This window comes from Palleronia pelagia (assembly GCF_900110115.1).
Taxonomy (GTDB): Bacteria; Pseudomonadota; Alphaproteobacteria; order Rhodobacterales; family Rhodobacteraceae; genus Palleronia; species Palleronia pelagia.
This window is the reverse complement of record NZ_FOCM01000003.1, coordinates 247442-268687: the sequence shown is the minus strand read 5'-3', so window position 1 is coordinate 268687 and position 21246 is coordinate 247442. Positions and strand designations below refer to the sequence as shown.

General features: G+C 69.1%; 20 protein-coding genes and 1 tRNA gene. 13 read left to right on the top strand and 8 right to left on the bottom strand.

Annotated features, from left to right (window positions below):
• Positions 1–42 precede the first annotated feature (42 nt).
• Both BMX96_RS08275 and BMX96_RS08270 read right to left on the bottom strand, forming a co-directional pair.
• Positions 43–1158: an acetylserotonin O-methyltransferase gene (locus BMX96_RS08275; RefSeq protein ID WP_236737004.1), complete on the bottom strand. Its 1116-nt coding sequence runs from the start codon at positions 1156–1158 to the stop codon at positions 43–45.
• Between the two features lie 50 nt (positions 1159–1208).
• Positions 1209–2078: a polyprenyl synthetase family protein gene (locus tag BMX96_RS08270; RefSeq protein WP_091845060.1), complete on the bottom strand. Its 870-nt coding sequence runs from the start codon at positions 2076–2078 to the stop codon at positions 1209–1211.
• Positions 2079–2175: 97 nt separating this feature from the next.
• On the opposite strand from BMX96_RS08270, the gene crtD reads away from it, so the two are divergent.
• Together crtD and crtC are read left to right on the top strand one after the other, a co-directional pair.
• Entirely contained in the window at positions 2176–3645 is a 1470-nt protein-coding gene (gene crtD, locus BMX96_RS08265) for a 1-hydroxycarotenoid 3,4-desaturase CrtD (protein WP_091845059.1), read from the top strand.
• A 32-nt stretch (positions 3646–3677) separates the two neighbouring features.
• On the top strand, positions 3678–4562 hold the full coding sequence (crtC, locus tag BMX96_RS08260) for a carotenoid 1,2-hydratase (RefSeq protein WP_091845058.1): 885 nt from the start codon (positions 3678–3680) through the stop codon (positions 4560–4562).
• On the opposite strand, the gene tspO is transcribed toward crtC, so the two are convergent.
• From tspO to BMX96_RS08245, 3 genes are all read right to left on the bottom strand, one after another.
• On the bottom strand, positions 4552–5019 hold the full coding sequence (gene tspO / locus BMX96_RS08255) for a tryptophan-rich sensory protein TspO (protein ID WP_091845057.1): 468 nt from the start codon (positions 5017–5019) through the stop codon (positions 4552–4554). The two genes, crtC and tspO, sit on opposite strands and share 11 nt — an antisense overlap.
• A 30-nt stretch (positions 5020–5049) precedes the next feature.
• The gene (locus BMX96_RS08250; protein ID WP_073127069.1) at positions 5050–5373 is read right to left on the bottom strand and encodes a DnaJ family domain-containing protein; all 324 of its coding nucleotides are present in this window, start codon (positions 5371–5373) and stop codon (positions 5050–5052) included.
• Between the two features lie 208 nt (positions 5374–5581).
• A complete protein-coding gene (locus BMX96_RS08245; protein ID WP_091845056.1) occupies positions 5582–6910 on the bottom strand; it encodes a mechanosensitive ion channel family protein in 1329 nt (442 codons plus the stop codon).
• Between the two features lie 232 nt (positions 6911–7142).
• Here BMX96_RS08245 and leuC point away from each other — a divergent pair, with 232 nt between their 5' ends.
• The 5 genes from leuC to leuB all read left to right on the top strand — a co-directional run bounded on the left by leuC (position 7143) and on the right by leuB (position 12544).
• The gene (gene leuC / locus BMX96_RS08240) at positions 7143–8564 is read left to right on the top strand and encodes a 3-isopropylmalate dehydratase large subunit (RefSeq protein WP_091845055.1); all 1422 of its coding nucleotides are present in this window, start codon (positions 7143–7145) and stop codon (positions 8562–8564) included.
• An 11-nt stretch (positions 8565–8575) separates the two neighbouring features.
• On the top strand, positions 8576–9181 hold the full coding sequence (gene leuD / locus BMX96_RS08235; protein WP_091845054.1) for a 3-isopropylmalate dehydratase small subunit: 606 nt from the start codon (positions 8576–8578) through the stop codon (positions 9179–9181).
• Between the two features lie 308 nt (positions 9182–9489).
• Positions 9490–10284, top strand: coding sequence for a hypothetical protein (locus tag BMX96_RS08230; protein WP_236737003.1), 795 nt, complete (start codon positions 9490–9492; stop codon positions 10282–10284).
• A 62-nt stretch (positions 10285–10346) separates the two neighbouring features.
• Entirely contained in the window at positions 10347–11363 is a 1017-nt protein-coding gene (locus BMX96_RS08225; protein ID WP_175481688.1) for an endonuclease/exonuclease/phosphatase family protein, read from the top strand.
• Positions 11364–11443: 80 nt separating this feature from the next.
• Positions 11444–12544: a 3-isopropylmalate dehydrogenase gene (gene leuB, locus BMX96_RS08220; protein WP_073127056.1), complete on the top strand. Its 1101-nt coding sequence runs from the start codon at positions 11444–11446 to the stop codon at positions 12542–12544.
• Here the strand turns inward: leuB and BMX96_RS08215 are convergent.
• The gene (locus tag BMX96_RS08215) at positions 12541–13032 is read right to left on the bottom strand and encodes a DUF421 domain-containing protein (protein WP_091845051.1); all 492 of its coding nucleotides are present in this window, start codon (positions 13030–13032) and stop codon (positions 12541–12543) included. The two genes, leuB and BMX96_RS08215, sit on opposite strands and share 4 nt — an antisense overlap.
• Positions 13033–13123: 91 nt before the next feature.
• On the opposite strand from BMX96_RS08215, the gene BMX96_RS08210 reads away from it, so the two are divergent.
• Together BMX96_RS08210 and BMX96_RS08205 are read left to right on the top strand one after the other, a co-directional pair.
• Positions 13124–14134, top strand: a complete 1011-nt coding sequence (locus BMX96_RS08210; protein WP_091845050.1) for a DMT family transporter — start codon at positions 13124–13126, stop codon at positions 14132–14134.
• Between the two features lie 15 nt (positions 14135–14149).
• Positions 14150–14226, top strand: a tRNA-Pro gene (locus BMX96_RS08205).
• A 20-nt stretch (positions 14227–14246) separates the two neighbouring features.
• On the opposite strand, the gene crtB is transcribed toward BMX96_RS08205, so the two are convergent.
• Positions 14247–15281, bottom strand: a complete 1035-nt coding sequence (gene crtB / locus BMX96_RS08200) for a 15-cis-phytoene synthase (protein ID WP_091845049.1) — start codon at positions 15279–15281, stop codon at positions 14247–14249.
• Positions 15278–16831: a phytoene desaturase gene (locus BMX96_RS08195; RefSeq protein ID WP_091845048.1), complete on the bottom strand. Its 1554-nt coding sequence runs from the start codon at positions 16829–16831 to the stop codon at positions 15278–15280. The genes crtB and BMX96_RS08195 overlap by 4 nt, the downstream gene beginning before the upstream one ends.
• Positions 16832–16954: 123 nt before the next feature.
• Here BMX96_RS08195 and crtA point away from each other — a divergent pair, with 123 nt between their 5' ends.
• The 4 genes from crtA to bchO are packed head-to-tail and all read left to right on the top strand — an operon-like array spanning position 16955 to position 21241.
• Positions 16955–17659 carry a spheroidene monooxygenase gene (gene crtA / locus BMX96_RS08190; RefSeq protein ID WP_139210031.1) on the top strand — a complete coding sequence of 235 codons (705 nt, stop codon included), beginning with the start codon at positions 16955–16957 and terminating at the stop codon, positions 17657–17659.
• Complete coding sequence (gene bchI, locus BMX96_RS08185) at positions 17656–18681, top strand: magnesium chelatase ATPase subunit I (protein WP_091845047.1); 1026 nt, start codon at positions 17656–17658, stop codon at positions 18679–18681. The genes crtA and bchI overlap by 4 nt, the downstream gene beginning before the upstream one ends.
• Complete coding sequence (locus BMX96_RS08180) at positions 18678–20342, top strand: magnesium chelatase subunit D (protein ID WP_091845046.1); 1665 nt, start codon at positions 18678–18680, stop codon at positions 20340–20342. Before bchI ends, BMX96_RS08180 begins: the two co-directional genes overlap by 4 nt.
• Positions 20343–20344: 2 nt before the next feature.
• Positions 20345–21241 carry an alpha/beta fold hydrolase BchO gene (gene bchO / locus BMX96_RS08175; protein ID WP_175481687.1) on the top strand — a complete coding sequence of 299 codons (897 nt, stop codon included), beginning with the start codon at positions 20345–20347 and terminating at the stop codon, positions 21239–21241.
• Positions 21242–21246: the final 5 nt, after the last annotated feature.

The following is a 21246-nucleotide window of genomic DNA, read 5'->3' as shown; positions in this document are numbered from 1 at the left end:
TATCTTTACACTCAAGACTGTCAAATAAATTAGACAGTTTGTTCAGGAGCGGTGTGCGGTGATCGTGCTCGTGACGAAAGGACGATGGGCGCGGCCCGGCCGGATATCGACGAAACCCGCCGCCCCCATCAGTGCCCCGATCTCGGCGCCCGAGCGCGCCCGCCCCGTCCCCATCGCCATGCAATAGAGGGCGAAATACACGTCGCCGGCCACGTGGGGCCGGTCGCCCCCGGTCATCGGTTCGGACACGATCAGCCGCCCCCCGGACGGCAGCGCGGCGCGCGCTTTCGACAACAGGTCGGCCACCTGCGCGTCGTCATGGTCGTAAAGCACCCGCACCAGCGAAATGGCGTCCGCTTCCCCGGGAAGCGAGTCGGTCTTGAAGCTGCCGGGGTGCAGGGCGACCCGCTGCGACAGGCCCTGCCGGCTCAGCGATTCCCGCGCCGCCTCCAATACCGGTGGCAGATCGAAGAGCATGAGTTTCAGGTCGGGCGCGCGGCGGGCCACGTGGCTCAGGAACACCCCCGTGCCGCCGCCGACATCCATCAGGCAGCGGATACCGCACAGGGCCACCTGCGAGAGTGTATCCTCGGCCACCAACCCCTGGCTGTCGGCCATGAGACGGGAATAGCGCGCGCTGTCCTCGGGGCTGACATCGCCGCCCGCGCCGAAGACATAGGGCCAGAAGGATGCCAGCTCGGGCTCGGTCTCGCCCCGGAAGAACGCCGTGGGGTCCGCGAGATCGCGGTAAAGCACGTCGTGGTGGCGGATCATGTCCTCCAGCCCCGGCACGCCCAACAGCGCGGCCCCACGGGCAGCGGTGACGAACCGTCCGCGCCGCAGCCGCAAAAGCCCCATGGCCACGCCGGCGCGCAGCAGGACCTCGGCGCGGCGCGGCGGCAGCGACAGGCGCGCTGCCGCGTCCCCTGCCGTCAGCGGCTCGTCGCGCAGCAGGTGCAGGACGCGCAGTTCGATCAGCGCACGCAGGGCCTGACTGGTGGCGAATCCTGCAACAAGGTCGAAGATCGCGGTGCCTTCGTTCCTGACATGCGACCGCGTGAGCGGAAAGCGTGCCGCCCAGCGCTGGAACGGGCGCGAGGCTATCAGCCGGTTGCGCCATCCGGGCGCGAACCATCCACGGCGGGGGCTGTCGGGCAAGGGCAGGTCAGCCACGGGCGCGGCGCGGGTCGGCCAGCGGTCCCACGGGCTCAGCGCGCCTGCGCGGTTTGGGTCAGCGGCACCAGCTTGTCGGCGTAACGGCGCACGAGGGCCGCCAGCGCGGCCTCGCCCGGGCAGGACGGGATCGACGCGATCGCACCACCCAGGATGTCCTCGAGCCGCGCGATGGCCCCTTCGACGCCCAGTTCCGCCACTGCGTTCGGGCGGCCGTGCAGGTCGTCCTGACCCACGGGCTTGCCGCAGGTGCCGGCATCCATCACCGCGTCGCGCAGGTCGTCGGCCACCTGGAACGCCTCGCCGATGCGGGCGCCAAGCTCTTCCCATGGCTCGGGCTCTTCCCCGGCGGCCAGCGCGCCCATCTGCGTTGCGGCGATGAACAGCGCACCGGTCTTGGCGCGGTGGTAAGCCCTGAGGTCGATGCGCGCCTCGCTCTCCCAACCCTGCCCGGCGCATATGCCGTGCGGCATCCCGGTGCGGGTGGACAGGAGCCGGATCAGGCCGATCCCACGCAGCGGCGCGTCGGGCGCGGCCCGCGCCAGCGTGTCGAACGCCATGACGATCAGGCTGTCGCCGGTCAGCAGGGCCAGCGGTTCGGAATACGCGCGGTGCACCGATGCCTTGCCGCGCCGCGTGTCGGCGTCGTCGAAGCACGGCATGTCGTCATGGACGAGGCTGGCACAGTGAATGAGCTCCAGCGCGGCGGCGGCCGCGTCGGTCAGCGCGGGCCTGTCGTCACCGCAGGCCATGGCGACGCTGGTCAGGATCGTCGGCCGGATCCGGGCCCCGCCGGGCGCGGTCGCATAGTGCAGCGCGGACGACAGGCGCGACGGCGCATCGCCGCCCTGCCCCGTGGCCACGGCCCCGGCAATGGCGGCTTCGATACGGGCGGTGAGCGGCATGACGGCTCCTATCTTGTCAGGATTTCGAGACATGAACCCATACCCCAAACTGTCAACTTATCTGGACACATGCGCGGAACCGAGTCAAGTTTCGGACATGGCATCCGCTCGCATCATCGTCATCGGCGCCGGCATGGGCGGCCTCGCGGCCGCCGCCCGGCTGGCCCATGCCGGGCACGCCGTCACCCTGCTGGAACGGGCCGGAACGCCGGGCGGCAAGATGCGGCAGGTGCCCTCGGACGCCGGGCCGGTCGACGCCGGACCCACGGTCCTGACCCTGCGCCACGTGTTCGACGCGCTGTTCGAGGATCTCGGCGCGCGGCTGGACGACCACGTGACGCTGGTGCCCGAGCCGCTTTTGGCGCGGCACTTCTGGCCCGATGGCAGCCAGCTGGATCTGCACGCCGATCTCGACCAGAGCGCCGAGGCCGTCGGCGCCTTCGCGGGCGCCCGGGCGGCAGGGCAGTTCCGCGCCTTCTGCACCCGAACCCGCGCGCTCTATGACGCGTTCGAGACGCCGATGATCGAAACCGCCGTGCCCGATCGCGCGGCCGTCACCGGGCTGGTCATGCGCAACCCGCGCCTGATCGGGGCGATGGCGCCGGGTCTGAGCCTCGCCGCGCGGCTGGCACGCGATTTCAGCGACCCCCGGCTGCGGCAGCTGTTCGGGCGCTACGCCACCTATGTCGGCGGCTCGCCCTACACCGCGCCCGCGCTTCTGTCGCTGGTCTGGCAGGCCGAGGCCGCGGGCGTGTGGCGCGTCGAAGGCGGGATGCACGCGCTGGCCCGCGCGATCGAAGACCTCGCCCAAAACCAAGGCGTCGCGCTGCACTATGACGCCGAAGTCGCCCAGATCGACGTATCCGGCGGGCGCGCGCGCGGCGTAACGATGGGGAACGGCGACCACTTCAAATGCGACGCGGTCGTCTTCAATGGCGACCCGCGCGCGGTGGCCCACGGGCATCTGGGCACCGGCGTGCTGGACGCCGTCGCGCCCGAGGCCGTCACCCCGCGCAGCCTGTCGGCCGAGGTCTGGTCCTTTGCCGCCACGCCCCACGGTCGCGACCTGGCCCATCACAACGTGTTCTTCGGGCGCGACCCGCGCACCGAGTTCGAAGCCATCGCCCGCGGCGCGCCGCCCCGCGACCCCACCCTTTATGTCTGTGCACAGGATCGCGGAACGGGTGCCGCGCCGCCCGCACCCGAGCGGTTCGAGATCATCGTGAACGCCGCGCCTGACAGCCCGGAACAGGAGTTCGAAGAATGTCACCGAAGGACGTTTCAAACACTGAAGGACCGCAGGCTGAGCTTCGATCCGCCACCGGGGCCCGAGGCCCTGACGACGCCGGCCGGGTTCGAAAGCCTGTTTCCGGGCAGCGGCGGTGCTCTTTACGGGCGATCCCCCGAGGGGATGATGGCGGCCTTCGCGCGACCGACGGCGCGCAGCCGGGTGCCGGGTCTCTACCTGGCGGGGGGCGGGGCGCATCCGGGGGCGGGGGTGCCGATGGCGACGCTCTCCGGTCGGCACGCGGCCGAGACGATTCTGAGCGACCGAATTTCGACCTAGAGGTTCCGCCCGACGGCTATGCCTGGTGGTACATGGACGCGCTCAGCGATGACGGGACGCGGGCGCTGTCGGTAATCGGCTTCATCGGCTCGGTCTTCTCGCCCTGGTATCGCTGGTCGGGGCGGCGCGATCCGGCAAACCACTGCTGCATCAACGTGGCCACCTACGGTCCCGGCGGCCGCTTCACCATGACCGACCGGGGCCGGGCCGCGCTGCGCCAGTCGCCCGATACTTTCGAGGTCGGGCCCTCGTCCATGCGCTGGACCGACGGCAAGCTGGTCATCACGATGGACGAGGTCAGCTCGCTTCCGCTGGTCAGCCGTGTGCGCGGGACGATCACGCTGACCCCCGACGCGGTCACGGGTGTCGAACTGGCGCTGACCCCCGACGGCGCCCATGTCTGGCGCCCGTTCGCGCCCTCGGGCCGGGTCGAGGTCGACCTAGGCAAACGGGGGCAATGGTCGGGCCACGGCTATTTCGACGCCAATTTCGGCACCCGGGCGCTCGAGACCGATTTCAGCTACTGGACCTGGGGCCGCTATCCGCTGAAGGACGGCGCCGCCTGCTTCTACGACGCGGTGCTGCGCGATGGCAGTCACGGGGCCACAGCCCTGAAGATCGGCGCGGATGGGTCGGTGGTGGAGATGGACACGCCCCCGCCCCGTGCGCGCCTGCCCCGGTCTCTCTGGGCCGTGCGGCGCGAAACGCGCTGCGATGCAGGCCAGGCGCCGCGCCAGGTGCTGCCGATGCTCGACGCGCCGTTCTACACGCGCGCGGCTGTGGAAACGGTGGTGGAGGGAGAACCCAGTACCGGCGTGCACGAGGCGCTGGACCTCGACCGGTTCCGCGGACCCTGGCTGATGCCCATGCTGGCGGTGCGCGTCCCGCGGCGCGCGGGCTGGCGGTTCAGGTCCTGAGAGCGTTGTGCCGGTTCAGGCGCCAGACCTCGAAATTCAGCGCCGTCGCGATGCTGACCCAGACCAGGTAGGGCACGAACAGCAGGCCGGCGATCCAGTCGAGCTGCCAGAACTGCCAGAGCGTCGCCGCCACCGACGCCCAGAGCAGGGCGATCACCAGAAGCGCCGCCTTCATCCTGTGCAGCCCGAAAAAGATTGGCGTCCAGAGCACGTTGAACGCAAGCTGCACCGCGAAGAACGCCATGGCGTAGGCATTGCCGTCCAGCACGACGACCCGTGCGGCTGCGGCGGCAATGCAGAGGTAAAGCACCGTCCACGTGACCGGAAACACCCAGTCGGGCGGCGTCCAGCGCGGCTTGGCCAGCGCGTCGTACCACTGCCCCGGCTGGAACATGGCACCCGTGGTGGCGGCCGCGCCGCAGCCCACGAGGAAGATGAGGAAAAGCATCCAGTCCATGCCCGGCAACCTAGCGCCCGGCGCGCCGGATCAATAGCGCAGCCCGCGCCGCCGCTCGGACATCATGGCCAGGCGCATCTGCGTCTCCGACAGGGCCGACATGGCCGCGCGGCGTTCGGCCTCGGTCGTGGCGGCGGCCAGGGCCGCGCGCTGCTGCGACGCCCGCTGGTACAGCGTGACCTCGGGTGGCACGACGCCTTCGGACTTCATGACCTTCATGCCCGCCTCTTCCATCGGGTCCAGCCCGCTTTCCTCGATCGCGAGGCGCGCGCCTTCCCCTTCGAGCTGCGACAGGTCCCCCGCGTCGCGGGAGGCTTCGATCAGGCGTTCGGCGATACGTGTGAGCCAGGACATGACCGGAAGATGGCGCCCGCGCCGCCCCCTTGCAAGTCGCCAGCCTGTCGCGCCCGGCCCCGCCCTATCACTGGTCCGGAAATACCTTGGCGCGACGCCTGCCAGCCACGTTAGCCCGCGGGCTGACGTGATCACGGCGAGGCAACTGGATAAGCCGTTCGCGCCGAAAACGTCACTGGTCCACAAGTAATCGATCCCACCGCGCCCGTCAGTCCAGGGCCCGCGTCTCCATCGACACCGCGTCGTTCAGCACTTTCACCTCGCGCTGCGGGAACGGGATCGAGATGCCGTGCTCCTGGAACGCATCCCACAGCGCCAGGTAGACGTTGCCGCGGATATTGGTCAGGCCCTGGGTCGGGTCGGTGATCCAGAACCGCAGGATATAGTCGACCGAGCTGTCGCCGAATCCGACGATATGACAGACTGGCGGCTTCGTGGTCAGCACGCGGTTCACCTCGGACGCCGCCTCGATCGCGATCTTCCGGACCTTGTGCGGATCGTCTCCGTACGCCGTGCCGAAATAGATATCGAGCCGGACGAAATTGTTCGAATGCGACCAGTTCACCACCTGTCCGGTGATCAGGTCCTCGTTCGGAATCAGGTATTCCTTGCCGTCGCGGGTCGTAATCGAGGCGTACCGCGCGCCCAGCGTGTTGATCCAGCCGAACGTCTCGCCCAGCGAGATCACGTCGCCGGGCTTGATCGACTTGTCCAGCAGGATGATGACGCCCGAAACGAGGTTCGACACCACTTTCTGAAGACCGAAGCCCAACCCCACCCCGATGGCGCCGGAAAGGACCGCAAGTCCGGTCAGGTCGACGCCCACGACTTTCAGCGCGATGAAGAACGCCGCGCCATACAGCAGGATCTGCATGACCTTGACCATCAGCACACGCATGGACGGGCTGATGTTCTCGTTGCGGCGGATCTGCTCGGCCGAGCTTGTGGCCACCAGCCGCGCGCCCACCATCAGCAGGCTGACAAGAACGGCGGCCTTCAGCAGGGTCAGCAGGCTCAGACGAAAATCTCCGAAGCCGAAGGCAATGCCGTCCAGCGCCGCGCCGACCTCCTCGGTGACGCCCAGCAGGTAAAGCGTGACGTAGATCCACAAGCCCCAGCGCACAACGACGCGAAGGGCCGGGTTGCGCACCAGCCGCGTGGCGAAGACCACCCCCAGCCAGGCCAGCGAGAGCGACCCCGCCAGTGCCAGGATATAGCTGCGCGACGGGAATGGCGTGTAGGCGCGGACCGTCCACACGGCGAGCCAGATCAGCACCACGAAGAAGATCAGCTTCAGACGCTTGTTCACTGTCAGCAGAAGACGCAGCTGCCATTTCGGCCGCCCCTCGAGCCCGCGCATCCATTCGTGCATGCGCGGCCTGCACCATGCGTTCAGCGTCCAGGCGGCGACCACCATGCCGACGATGATTGCGATCTGCCACAGGCGCGAGGGCAGCAGCAGGCTCTGAAACTGCAGCTGGGCAAGATCCCACAGCTCGACGAAGGCGGTCCTGAGCGCCGCGAATTCCTGGTCCATCCCGGCAGAATGACGAGGCCCCGATCACAAGACAAGCCGGCCGGGCGCGAGGTGCTTTATTTGCCGCATGGCTTGGGCTAAACCCGCGCCCATGACCCGAGTCTTCGACCTTTGCGACCGCACCCGCCTGCGCGAACGTTTCTTCGGGGCCACCCGGACGGTGCTGGCGCGCCTATAGGGCTGCGCCCCGTCCGCACCCACCTACAGACATTCGCCAATCAGAGGACACGCCATGTCCGGCAAGACGCTTTACGACAAGATCTGGGACGCTCACCTGGTCCACGAGGCCGAGGACGGCACCAGCCTTCTTTATATCGACCGACACCTGGTCCACGAGGTCACCAGCCCGCAGGCCTTCGAGGGCCTGCGCCTGGCTGGCCGCACCGTGCGCGCCCCGGGCCAGACCATCGCCGTTCCCGACCACAACGTGCCCACGACCGAGGGCCGCGAGAAGGGGATCGAAAACCCCGAAAGCCGCATCCAAGTCGAGGCGCTGGACAAGAACGCCAAGGATTTCGGCATTCACTACTACCCGGTCAGCGACGTGCGGCAGGGCATCGTGCACATCATCGGGCCCGAGCAAGGCTGGACCCTGCCTGGCATGACCGTCGTCTGCGGCGACAGCCACACCGCGACCCATGGCGCGTTCGGCGCGCTCGCCCACGGCATCGGCACCTCGGAGGTCGAGCACGTGCTGGCCACCCAGACTCTGATCCAGCAGAAGTCCAAGAACATGAAGGTCGAGATCACGGGCAAGCTCGCGCCCGGCGTCACGGCCAAGGACATCACCCTGTCCGTCATCGGTCGCACCGGCACCGCCGGCGGCACCGGCTATGTCATCGAGTATTGCGGCGAGGCGATCCGCGACCTGTCCATGGAAGGCCGCATGACGGTCTGCAACATGGCGATCGAGGGCGGCGCCCGCGCCGGGCTGATCGCGCCGGACGAGAAGACCTTCGCCTACGTGCAGGGCCGCCCCCATGCGCCGAAGGGTGCGCAATGGGAAGCCGCGCTGAACTGGTGGAAAACGCTCAAGTCCGACGACGACGCCCATTGGGACAAGGTCATCACCATCCGCGGCGAAGACATCGCGCCCGTGGTCACCTGGGGCACCTCGCCCGAGGACGTCCTGCCCATCACCGCCGAGGTCCCCGCGCCCGAAAGCTTCCAGGGCGGCAAGGTCGACGCAGCCAAGCGCGCGCTGCAATACATGGGCCTGACCGCCGGAACGCCGCTGAACCAGATCGAGATCGACACGGTTTTCATCGGCTCCTGCACCAACGGCCGGATCGAGGACCTGCGCGCCGCGGCCGAGATCCTGAAGGGCAAGAAGATTGCCGTGAAGCGCGCAATGGTCGTTCCGGGCTCGGGACTCGTCCGCGCGCAGGCCGAGGAGGAAGGCCTGGCGGACATCTTCCGCGACGCAGGCTTCGAATGGCGGATGGCGGGATGCTCCATGTGCCTGGCCATGAACCCCGACCAGCTTTCCCCGGGTGAACGCTGCGCGGCCACGTCGAACCGCAACTTCGAGGGTCGCCAGGGCCGCGGTGGGCGCACCCACCTGATGAGCCCCGCCATGGCCGCCGCCGCCGCCGTCACCGGTCGGCTGACCGACGTACGCGATCTCATGCAACCCGTGGCCGAACCGGCATAAGGATCAAATCCATGGAAAAATTCGAAAAGCTGACCGGCATTGCCGCGCCTCTGCCGCTGATCAACATCGACACCGACATGATCATCCCCAAGCAGTTCCTGAAGACCATCAAACGGTCGGGGCTGGGCGTGAACCTGTTCGACGAGATGCGGTATAACGACGACGGCAGCGAAAACCCCGATTTCGTCCTGAACCAGCCGGCTTACCGCGACGCGGAAATCCTGGTCGCGGGCGATAATTTCGGCTGCGGCTCGTCGCGCGAGCACGCGCCATGGGCCATCAAGGATTTCGGCATCCGCTGCGTGATCTCGACCAGCTTCGCCGACATCTTCTTCAACAACTGCTTCAAGAACGGCCTCCTGCCCGTCGCGCTTCCGCAGGAGCAGGTGGACCTGCTGATGAAGGACGCCGAGAAGGGGTCGAACGCCCGGATGACGGTCGATCTGGAAAGCCAGACCATCACGACATCCGATGGCGAGCAGATTTCCTTCGAGGTCGACAGCTTCCGCAAGCACTGCCTGATGGAGGGACTGGACGATATCGGCCTGACCCTGGAAAAGGCCGCGGCGATCGACACGTTCGAGGCGCAGGCGTCGCAGGCGCGTCCCTGGGTCTGACCCTTGTAGGTCGGCAAGGCACAACCACAAGATGCAGGGGTCGGCTTACGGTCGGCCCCTTTTTTGTGCCTTATTTGATGCAAAGTCGCACCAGTTATTCCACGAAACCGCCCCGAATGATCTGTTAACCAAGATCCGACGTTGCGCGTCCAGCGGCAAGTGGGGCAAAAATTGGGCAAGATTGAGGCATACCGCACGCAGATGCGGACCATGGTAGGAACAAGCGCCCGGCATCGTATCGGTCGCGTCCGGAATGGGGTAATGAGACAGTGATCTCACGGGTAACAGGCGCGCTTTTGCGCGGGGTCATGGTTGCGTTGCTGATCGCGACGCCATCGCTGATCCTGCCTGTCGTGTCCGCCGACACGACACAGGCGGTGGCGTTCATCGCCATCTGCGCCGGCGTCCTGACCATGTTCGAATACGGCTCGCGCTATCCCTGCCTCTACGAATTCCGCGACGCTGCGCCGTTCAATCGCATTCGCTTCCTCATGCTGTTCCTGACCGTGGCCTCCATCAGCCTGATCGCGCGCGGGCAGAGCGACCCGAACTCGCTGACCGTCCTTCTGGAAATCGTGGGCCATGTCATCGGCCGCGCCATGGACTTCCCCTATTCGCCGGTGCGCCTGCTGGTGCTGATCATGCCCGACGACGCGACGGTCCGCGAACTGTTGCTCGTGCGCAGCGCCGTGGGCCTGGCGCACGTGATCTCGCTGCTGTCGCTGGCGGTGTTCGTGTTGCTCCTCGGGCGTCGCAGCTGGCCGCTGAAAGGCGGCAGCTTCAACGTCTGGGTCAACCTTCCGACCTTCGATCCGACCCGTGGCGGCGATGTCGTCACCCGGCTGGAACGCGACGGACGCATCAACGTGCTGTTCGGCCTGCTGCTGCCCTTCCTCATGCCCGTGGCCATCAGCACAGCATCCGACCAGTTCGGCCGCATCAGCCTGCAGGACCCGCAGACGATGATCTGGGTGATCTCGGCCTGGGCCTTCTTGCCGGCCTCGCTGTTCATGCGCGGCATCGCCATGACCCGGATCGCCACGATGATCGACGAGCGGCGGCGCCAGTCCTCCCTCACCTCGGGCGGCGTGGTATCCGCCTGATCGGCCACCTGTCCGCCGCGCTGCTGCTGGCCGCGCTGCCGGGTCTGGCCGGCGCCACCGACTTGCGGATCGCCACCTTCAACACCGATCTCTTCGCGCGCGGCCCCGGCCTGATGCTGCGCGACATTCTCGAGGATGCCCCACGCCCGCAGGCCGTCGCGCGCATGATCGCCGAGGCCGCACCCGACATCCTGGTTCTGCAGGGGGTCGACTACGACGCGGGCGCCGCCACGCTGAATGCCCTGGCCGATACCGCGACCGACGCCGGCGCGCCTGGCTACCCCTACCGCTTCGCCCTGCCGCCGAATTCCGGCCGCGCAACGGGGCTGGACCTGGACGGCGACGGCCGCCTGGGCGGCCCGCGCGACGCGATGGGCTACGGACGCTTCGCCGGGCAGGGCGGCATGGCGGTGCTGTCGCGATTCCCCATCGACGCCCGCGCCGCCACCGATCTGTCCGATCTGCTGTGGGACGATCTTCCCGGCGCCATACCCCCAGACGCTCCCTTCCCCGACCCCGAAACCGCCGCGCAAAGGCGGCTGTCCTCCACCGGCCACTGGATCGTTCCGATCACGGTCGAGGACTCCGTTCTGCACTTGATGACCTGGTCCGCGACACCCCCGGTCTTCGATGGACCCGAGGATCTGAACGGTCGCCGCGCCCATGACGAGACGGCGCTGTGGCTGCGCCTGCTGGACGGCGCGCTGGATGTCCCTGCGCCGCCCGCGCCTTTCGTGATCCTGGGTCTCGGCAATATCGACCCGATGGATGGCGAGGGGCGCGCCGAAGCGGTGAACGCGCTTCTGGATGATCCGCGCGTGCAGGATTCCGCCCCGCGCAGCGCCGGCGGCATGGCCGCCGCGGACCCCGACCACCGGGGCGATCCGTCGCTCGACACTGCGGACCTGGACGGCCCGGGCAACCTGCGGCTGAGCGTGCTTCTGCCCTCGACAGACATCACGGTGCGCGATGCCGGCGTGCTCTGGCCCGCCCCGGGCACCCCCCTGGCGGCCGATCTGGGGCCGGCCGAAGACTGGCCGCGCCATCGCCTGGTCTGGGCGGACATCACCCTGCCCTAACCACGCCCGGGGCCCCGCGCTTGACGGCCCAACGCCCCCGCTATACCCCGCGCTGGACCCATAGCGACGGAGCGTAACCCATGCCGAACCCTTCCCTTCTGATCCTTCCCGGCGACGGCATCGGCCCCGAGGTCATGGCCGAGGTCCGCAAGGTCATCGACTGGTTCGGCACCCATCGCAACCTGACCTTCGACGTGACCGAGGATCTCGTGGGCGGCTGCGCCTACGACAAGCACGGCACGCCCCTGACCGACGAGACCATGGCACAGGCCCAGCGCGTGGATGCCGTGCTGCTGGGCGCCGTGGGCGGCCCGAAATACGACGACCTGGATTTCAGCGTGAAGCCCGAGCGCGGCCTGCTTCGCCTGCGCAAGGAAATGGACCTGTTCGCCAACCTGCGCCCGGCCCAGTGCTTCGACGCGCTGGCCGATTTCAGCTCGCTGAAGAAGGACGTGGTCGCGGGGCTGGACATCGTCATCGTGCGCGAACTGACCAGCGGCATCTATTTCGGCGAGCCGCGCGGCATCATCGAGGAAGGCAACGAGCGCGTGGGCATCAACACCCAGCGCTATACCGAGTCCGAGATCGAGCGCGTCTGCCGCTCGGCCTTCGAGCTGGCCATGCGCCGGGGCAAGAAGCTCTGCTCGATGGAGAAGGCCAACGTGATGGAATCGGGCGTGCTCTGGCGCCAGATCGCCACCGAGGTCGGCAAGGATTACCCCGATGTCGAGCTCAGTCACATGTATGCCGACAACGGCGCCATGCAGCTGGTCCGCAATCCCAAGCAGTTCGACGTGATCGTGACCGACAACCTGTTCGGCGACCTGCTGTCCGACGCCGCCGCGATGCTGACCGGCAGCCTCGGGATGCTGCCCTCGGCCTCGCTGGGCGCGCCGATGGAAAACGGTCGGCCCAAGGCGCTGTACGAGCCCGTCCACGGCTCGGCGCCCGACATCGCGGGACAGGGCAAGGCGAACCCCATCGCCTGTATCCTTAGCTTCGCCATGGCGCTGCGGTACAGCTTCGACCGGGGCGACGACGCGATGGCGCTGGAAGGCGCGGTCGAGGCGGTGCTGGCGCAGGGCCTGCGCACCGCCGACCTGCTGGGCGAGGACGGCAAGGACCCCGTCACCACCTCGGAAATGGGCGATGCCATCGTCGCCGCGCTGGGCGCCGGCTAACGGCGCACATTCTCGAGCAGGCAATCGTCGACCTGATCCGCGCCGTGCAGGACACTGACGTCGCCGGTGTCCTCGAGCACCACGGCGCGGACATCGGCCAGGCGCAGGGCATTCGCCTCGCGCAGCTTGCCCATCAGGTCATCGTGGGTGACCCGGCCCCGCAGCATGTTGTGCTGCAGGATCTCGCCGTTCTCCATCAACAGAAGCGCCGTGTTGTCGATGGCTTGGTGGAAGGAATCGCTCCGCGACCGCGCCTGTGACGACGCGCGCTGAACGACGAAAAGGGCGACCAGTGCGCCCATGGCCACCAGGTAGGCCTGCATCTTGTCCGCCGTGACGACGGCCGCCAGGACCGAGCCCGTTGCAACCGTGATGGCGAAGTCGAAGCCCGACATCTTCGAGAAACTGCGCAGGCCGTTCAGGCGGGCGAGCAGCACGACAAGCGCGACGCCCGTGGCGGCGCGCAACAGCAGGTAGATGATTTCCATGGGCGGTCCCTTTCCGATCTGGCAGGACAGCGTTCGCCGGGCGCGGCGGTTCCCCCTTGACCTGTGGCGCGTTCAGGCGTTCTGAGACGACATGACCTTCACGCTGCCCCACGCCATCAAAGGCCCGCTTTTCGCCCTGCTGGCCTACGCGATCTTCGCCACCCACGACGTGCTGGTGAAGGCGCTGGGGGCGACCTACTCGTCCTTCCAGATCATCTTCTTCTCGGTGCTGCTGGGATTCCCGCTGGTTACCGTGATGCTGATGCGCGACCCGGTCTCGGGCACGCTGCGCCCGGTGCACCCCTGGTGGACGGCGCTGCGCACGTTGGCGGGTGTCTCGGCCCTGATGGGCGCGTTCTACGCGTTCTCGAACCTGCCGCTGGCGCAGGTCTATGCGCTGATCTTCGCGGCGCCGCTGATCATCACGGTGCTGTCGATCCCGATCCTCGGGGAACGGGTCGGGGCCCATCGCTGGGCGGCGGTGGTGGCCGGGCTGATCGGCGTGCTGGTGGTGCTGCGGCCGTGGAACGCCGACGAACTGACGCTGGGCCACGCCGCCGCGCTGCTGACCGCGTGCGGCTCGGCCACCGCGTCGGTCGTGGTGCGCAAGATCGGCAAGGACGAACGTCCGGTGGTCCTGCTGCTCTATCCGATGATGACGAACTTCGTGCTGGCGGGCGCCATGATGCCGCTGGTCTACCAGCCCATGCCGCTGCTCCACGTGGGTATGGCGGGGGGTGTCGCGCTCCTGGCGTTTCTTGCGGGCCTGCTGATGATCGCGGCCTTCCGCAACGGCGAGGCCGCGGTGGTCGCCCCCATGCAGTACAGCCAGATCATCTGGGCCGCGATCTTCGGCGCGCTGCTGTTCGGCGAACGTCCCGACACGCCCACCTGGATCGGCGCGGCCATCATCATCGCGTCGGGCGTCTACATCGTGCTGCGCGAAAGCCTAGGCGGCCGGTCGCAGACCACGCCCGCCACCGCCTATCGCCACCGCACCGACAACGTGGCGGTGCCCCGGATCGCCATGCTTCTGCGAAACCAGGCGAACCGGGTGCCGCCCGGCTATCAGGCCCTTGCCAAGCGCCCGCCGAAGCAGTAGTCCGCCCCCCACGGTCGGGCAGTAGCGCAGCCTGGTAGCGCACCTGCTTCGGGAGCAGGGGGTCGGAGGTTCGAATCCTCTCTGCCCGACCAGTTTTCAGGAAATGCCTGTTTCAGCCTGCCGCGCGGCCGGATCGCACGCGGTCGACCTGTTCAAGCTGCGCGAATGCGCCGATCAGCGCGCCCGAGCGGCCTTCGCCCCAGGGCGCGCTTGCTCGCGGCTGCCGGGCAGCGGCATCGACCAGGAACTGCACCTCGGGCAGGGGACGGGCATAGAGCACGGCCGAGCGCGGCATCGCCACAGTCATCCCCGCGCGCAACATCGACAGGCCCATCCAGCCCGCCTTCTGCCGCCGCGACGTGCGGCCGCGCCAACTGACCGAATCGCACCCGTTGCGCCGGACGGCGGTGCCGATGCCGGCGTAGATGTGCCTTGCCGCGAAGATGCCCGGGCGCGCGCCCATGGGCAGGGCGGCGACGCCAGCCTCGGCCCGCAGGTACAGCCGGTCGGCGTGGTCGAGCAGACGCCGCACCATGCCGCGCACCGCGTCGGTGGGCAGCGGTTCGACGAAGAAGGCGTCCGCGTCGATCCGCGCCGCGTCCAGCCAGTCGGTCGGCAGATACATCCGCCGCGCGCGCGCATCCTCGCCCACGTCACGGGCGATATTGGTCAGCTGCATCGCCACGCCCAGGTCACAGGCGCGGGCCAGCGCATCGGCATCGCGCACCCGCATCAGCACGCACATCATCGCGCCCACGGCCGCCGCCACCCGGGCGCAGTAGTCATGCAGCTCGGACAGGGTCGCGTAGCGCCGGCCCAGCGCGTCCCAGGCCAGCCCTTCCAGCAGGGCATCGGGAAGGGCGCGTGGCATCTCGTAATCGGCGATGACGGCGGCGAAGGCCCGGTCGGCCGGCGCGTTCAGCGGCCGCCCGTCATAGGCCAGGTCCAGCCGGTCGCGCAGCCGCAGGACCGACGCGGCCTTGTCGTCGACCAGGTCCACCGCGTCGTCGGCCAGCCGGCAAAAGGCATAGAGCGCCAGCGCCGGGTCGCGCACCTTGGCCGGCAGGATGCGCGACGCGGTGTGGAACGACAGCGACCCGTGGCGGATCGCGTCGCGGCAATGCTGCATGTCGTCGGGGTCGATCATTCGGCGGCAACCTTCTGGGGGATCGGCGGCGAAACGGGGCGCGCGGCGTCGGGGACCAGCTTGCCCAGAACCTCGGCCGACGAGATCACCCCGGGCAGCCCCGCGCCCGGGTGGGTGCCCGCGCCGACCAGGTAAAGCCCGCGCGCCTCTTCGCTGACATTGTGGGGCCGGAACCAGGCCGATTGCAGGATGCGCGGCTCGATGGAAAAACCCGATCCGTGCGGCGACAGGTAGCGGTCGCGGAAATCGTTGGGCGTCATCACGTGGCTCGCGCTGATGCGGTCGCGGAAACCGGGAATCACGGTCTCCAGCTGCGCGGCGACCAGGTCCTGGTACCGGTCCGCCTCGGCCTCCCAGTCGGCCGCATGGTCGAACCCAAGGTGGGGCACCGGCGACAGGGCATAGAACGTGTCGTCGCCCGCGGGCGCCACGGTCGGATCGGTGACCGAGGGGCGGTGGATATACAGGCTCATGTCCTGCGACAGCTGCCCCTTGATGAAGATGTCGCGCACCAGCCCCTGGTAGCGCGGGCCGTTCAGGATGGTGTGGTGGCCCACGTCGCCCCACATCTCCGCCGTGCCGCGCGTGCCGAAATACCAGACGTAAAGCCCCATGGACCAGCGGCGCGATTTCGTCCTGGCCGGGGTCCAGCGCCGCTTGGCATGGTTGCGAAGCAGCCGGTCATAGGTGTGCCCCGCGTCGGCGTTCGAGATCACGAGGTCGGCCGCAATGCTTTCGCCCGTGGTCAGACGCACGCCCTTCGCCGTGCCGCGTTCGATCACGATCTCTTCCACCTCGGCCCCGTGCCGCACGTGACCGCCCTGGTCCTCGATCACCCGCACCATCGCCTCGGCAATGGCGGCGACACCGCCGATGGCGTAGTGGACCCCGAATTCCTTCTCGAGGTGGCTGACCAGGATATACATTGAGGTCACGTTGAACGGATCGCCCCCGATGAACAGCGGGTGAAAGCTGAACGCCATCTGCAGCCGCGGGTCGCGGAACCGCCGCTTGGCGTGGGCGGCGACGGAGCGGTCGGCGCGCAGCCACGCGAATTTCGGCAGCACCGCGACCAGGTCGCGCAGCCGGTGCATCGACCGGCGCCCAAGGTCCTCGAACCCGAACTGGTACCGCGCCTCGCTGTCTTCCAGGAATCGCTCGTAGCCCGCGACGTCACCGGGCGACAGGCGGGCGACCTCGTCGCGCATGGCGTCGGTGTCCTGCCGCGCGGTGAAGGTCGACCCGTCGGGCCAGCGGATCTGGTAGAACGGATCGAGGCTGCGCAGATCGACGTCGGCGTCGAAGTCGCGTCCGCAATCGGACCAGAGCTCGCGGAACAGCTGCGGCACGGTGACGATGGTGGGCCCGAGATCGAATCGGTGCCCTTCCTCGTGCAGGGCCGAGCCGCGGCCCCCGGGGCTGTCGAGCCGGTCCAGCACCGTGACACGATAGCCCTTGGCCCCCAGCCGCATGGCCGCGGCCAGGCCGCCCAGACCCGCGCCGATGACGACGGCGTGGCTTGGATCACTGGGTTTCGATGTACTGCGCATGGTTACAGCCTATAGATGTCAACTTTGCCTGACAATCAGCTGTATCACGCCGCGCGCTTTGCAAGTGATCAGATATCTGTCAGACTAGATTTACACTTCGTGGCCGCTTGCGGAGGGCGCCCCATCCAGACCGTGACCCTGTCCATCCACCGTTTTGACACGGTTTCCGCGCGCCTTTGGGCGTTCGCGCAGATGGGTGCCTCACGTCTGCCACTGTCCCGTGTTCCCGACTGCCAGTTCTGGAAGCTCTGCGGGTCGGGCAGCGGCGAAGGGTTCACGCCACGCCCCGAAACCGCCGTCTGGGCGATTCTGGCGGTCTGGCCCGATGCCGCCACCGCGCGGATCCGCCTGCGCGACACGCCCGTGTTCCGGCGCTGGCGCGATCGCGCCTCGGAAGATTGGACCCTGTTCCTGCGCCCGACCTCGGTGCGGGGGGAATGGTCGCGGCGCACGCCCTTCAGCGCATCGCCCGACCCGGGTGGACCGCTGGCCGCGCTGACCCGGGCGACGATCCGGCCGCGCCACCTGCTGCGGTTCTGGGACCAGGCGCCCGCGATCTCCGACGTGATCGGCGCCGATCCCAACGTGGCGTTCAAGATCGGCATCGGCGAGATTCCGTTCCTGCACCAGATCACCTTTTCCGTCTGGCCCAACGCCGCCTCGATGGCGGCCTTCGCCCGGGCGGACGGGCCCCATGCCCGCGCCATCCGCGCGGTGCGGGACGGCGACTGGTTCGCGGAAGAGCTTTACGCGCGGTTCCGCGTCATCGACACATGCGGCCACTGGCAGGCCGCCCGACCCCTCCCAACCGAAGGACAGGCCGCATGAGCCAACCCTTTCCCTTTTCCGCCATCGTCGGCCAGGAAGCCATGAAACACGCCATGGTGCTGACCGCGGTTGATCCGTCCATCGGCGGCGTTCTGGTCTTCGGCGACCGGGGCACCGGCAAGTCCACCGCCGTGCGCGCGCTGGCCGCACTGCTGCCACCCATCCGATGCGTGGCGGGCTGCCCGGTGAATAGCCCCCGGAAGGCCGATTGCCCCGATTGGACCGCGGTCGAAGACACCCGCATCGTCAGCCGCCCGACCCCGGTGGTCGACCTGCCGCTGGGCGTCTCGGACGACCGCGTGACCGGCGCGCTGGATATCGAACGCGCGCTGACCAAGGGCGAGAAGGCGTTCCAGCCCGGCCTGCTGGCGAAGGCGAACCGCGGATACCTGTATATCGACGAGGTGAACCTGCTCGAGGATCACATCGTCGACCTGCTGCTCGACGTGGCGCAATCTGGCGAGAACCTGGTCGAGCGCGAGGGTCTTTCGATCCGCCATCCCGCGCGCTTCGTGCTCGTGGGCTCGGGCAACCCCGAGGAAGGCGAGCTGCGCCCGCAGCTTCTGGACCGGTTCGGCCTGTCGGTCGAGGTGACATCGCCCCACGATATCGACACACGGGTCGAGGTCATGCGCCGCCGCGACGCCTTCGATCGCGATCCGCGCGGGTTCCTGAAGCTGTGGAAGCCGCAGGACGCCCAGCTGCGGCAGGATATCCTCGCCGCGCGCAAGGCATTGCCCAAGGTGTCGACGCCCGAGAACACGCTGACCGATTGCGCCGCCCTTTGCATCGCACTCGGGTCCGACGGGCTGCGGGGCGAGCTCACGCTGCTGAAGGCCGCCCGCGCCGCCGCCGCATTCGAGGGCGCCGGGACCGTCGAGCGCGAACATCTGCGCCGGGTCGCCGCCATGGCCCTGGGCCATCGCCTGCGCCGCGATCCCATGGACGAATCGGGCAGCGCCGCCCGGGTCGAACGTATCGTAGCCGACACGCTGGGCCCGGTCCGCGTCGCGGCGGAATGACACCGCGACGGATCCGCGATGCGCTGCGGCTGCTGGCGCTGGACGGTGCCGGGCTTGGCGGTCTGTGGCTTCGCGCGCGGCCGGGCCCGGTGCGCGACGCGGTACTGGCCGCGCTCGAACCGCTCGGCGCCCGCCGCATCGGTCCGCAAACCCCGGAAGACGCGTTGAGCGGTGGAATCGACCTTGCCGCGACCCTGTCGGCGGGGCAGGTCGTGTCCCGGCCCGGCATTCTTGAAGACGGCGGGCTGGTCATCGTGACGGGGGCCGAACGCCTGGACCCGGCCCGCGCCGCGCGGCTGGCGCAGGCGGTCGATGACGGCGGCCTGGTGCTAGTCTGCCTCGACGAGGGCGCCGCCGAGGACGAGGGCCTGCCGGCTGCGCTCGCCGACCGGTTGGGGCTGTTCCTTTATCTCGACGATATGCGCCACGATGCGCTGGACGATCTCGACACCGTGTCGCCCGGAGGCGCGGCGATGCAGGGGCCGGACGTGACGCTCGCACCCGACCAGGTCCGCGCGCTGGTCGAAACCGCAGCCGCCCTCGCCATCGACGGGATGCGCGCCCCCCTTCTTGCCGCCCGCACGGCGCGGGGCCTCGCGGCGTTGGACGGCGCGGCTACGGTCACCGAGGATCACCTCGCGCGGGCGGTGGCGTTGTGCCTCGCCCATCGCGGCACGCCGCTGCCCCAGACGGAAGACACCGACGAGACGGCCGAGGACGACACGCCGCCGCCCGAGGAGCGCGACAGCGCCGCCGCGGATGACAGCACCGACGCGCCATCCGACAGCCTGCCGGCCGAGCTACTCGTCGCCGCGGCCCGCGCGCAATTGCCGACTGATCTGCTCCGCAGCCTTGCCGAGGGGCGCCGCGCGCGGGCCGCCAAGGGCTCCGGCGGCACCGGCGCGGCCCAGCGCGGCCACCGGCGGGGGCGTCCCCTGCCCGCGCGACCCGGTCGGCCGGGCGATGCCGCGCGGCTGGATCTCGTGGCCACCCTCCGCGCGGCTGCCCCATGGCAGACCATCCGCGCCCGCACCGCGCAGGTCCCCCGCTTGGTTCACCTGCGGCCCGCCGATTTCCGCATCCAGCGCTTCGAGGAGCGGACCGAGCGGCTGCTGATCTTCTGCGTCGACGCGTCCGGCTCGCAGGCCGTGGCGCGGCTGGCCGAGGCGAAGGGCGCGATCGAGCTGTTGCTGGCACAAGCCTACGCCCGGCGCGATCACGTGGCGCTGGTGGCCTTCCGCGGCAAGGCGGCCGAGGTGCTGCTGCCGCCCACCCGTTCGCTCGTGCAGACCAAGAAACGGCTCGCCGCCTTGCCGGGCGGCGGTGGCACCCCGCTGGCCGCCGGGGTTTCCACCGCCTGCGATCTTGCGCAGATAGCCGCGCGGCGCGGGCTGACACCGTCGCTGGCGCTGCTCACGGACGGGCGCGCCAATATAGACCTCGACGGGCGGCCCGACCGGCAGCGTGCCCAGGACGACGCCCTGACCGCCGCCACGCGCGCGGGGCGCGGCCTGCCGGGCGGGATCGTCATTGATACCGGGCGGCGGCCCAGCCCCACCCTCGCCACGCTGGCCGAGCGCGCGGCGGCCAGCTACGTCCCGTTGCCCCGCGCCGACGCCGCCAGCCTGTCCCGAACGGTGGCGCCCCTTCTGGACGGCTGAACGTGGATTGGGCGCGCGACGCGCGGGACTGGCCGAACCGGGCGGCCTCGCGCCGCGTTCGCTGCCGACCCCATGACTGGCACGTGCAGGTCATGGGCGACGGTCCGGACCTGTTGTTGCTGCACGGAACGGGCGGCACGTGCCATGGTTGGGCGGGGGTCATGCCGCTCCTCGCCAAGGATTTCCGCGTCATCGCGCCCGACCTGCCGGGCCATGGCTTCACCCGGCCCGGGACACGGCAACGCAGCCGTCCGGTCACCATGGCCGAGGATCTGTGGCGGCTCATGGACTGGCTCGGCGCGCGGCCCCGCTGGATCGTCGGACACTCGGCGGGCGGCGCGCTGGCCGTGCACATGGGTGCGCAGGCGCCCGACCGCGTGGACGGACTCATCGGTGTGAACCCTGCGCTGGACGGGTTCCAGGGTGCAGCCGCCTGGGCGTTTCCCATGGCCGCCCGTGCCATGGCGGCGACCCCCGGCATCGGCGCCGCGCTGTCGCGCGTGGCGCGCAGCCCGGCGCGCCTTAGCCAGATCATGGGAAGCACCGGGTCGCGCCTGCCCCAAGAGAGCCTCGACATCTACGCGCGTCTCCTGGCCGACCCCCAGCACCTGCGCGGCACGCTCGACATGATGGCGCAATGGTCGACCGCAGGCCTTCCGTCGTTGCTGCGCGATTGGACCGGCGCGCTCGTCCTGCTGGTTGGCGACGCCGATCGGACCGTATCACCTGAAGTGTCTCGCAAGGCGGCGCGGCTGGCCTCCCGCGGTCAGGTCCTGGAGCTGGGCCCCTACGGCCATCTGGTGCCCGAAGAGGCGCCGGGCGTGGTGGCCGACCACATCGCCGCGCAGATCGCTCAATCGGGGACACGACCCGATGCTCCCCTGCGGCAAGAAAACTGAGCTCC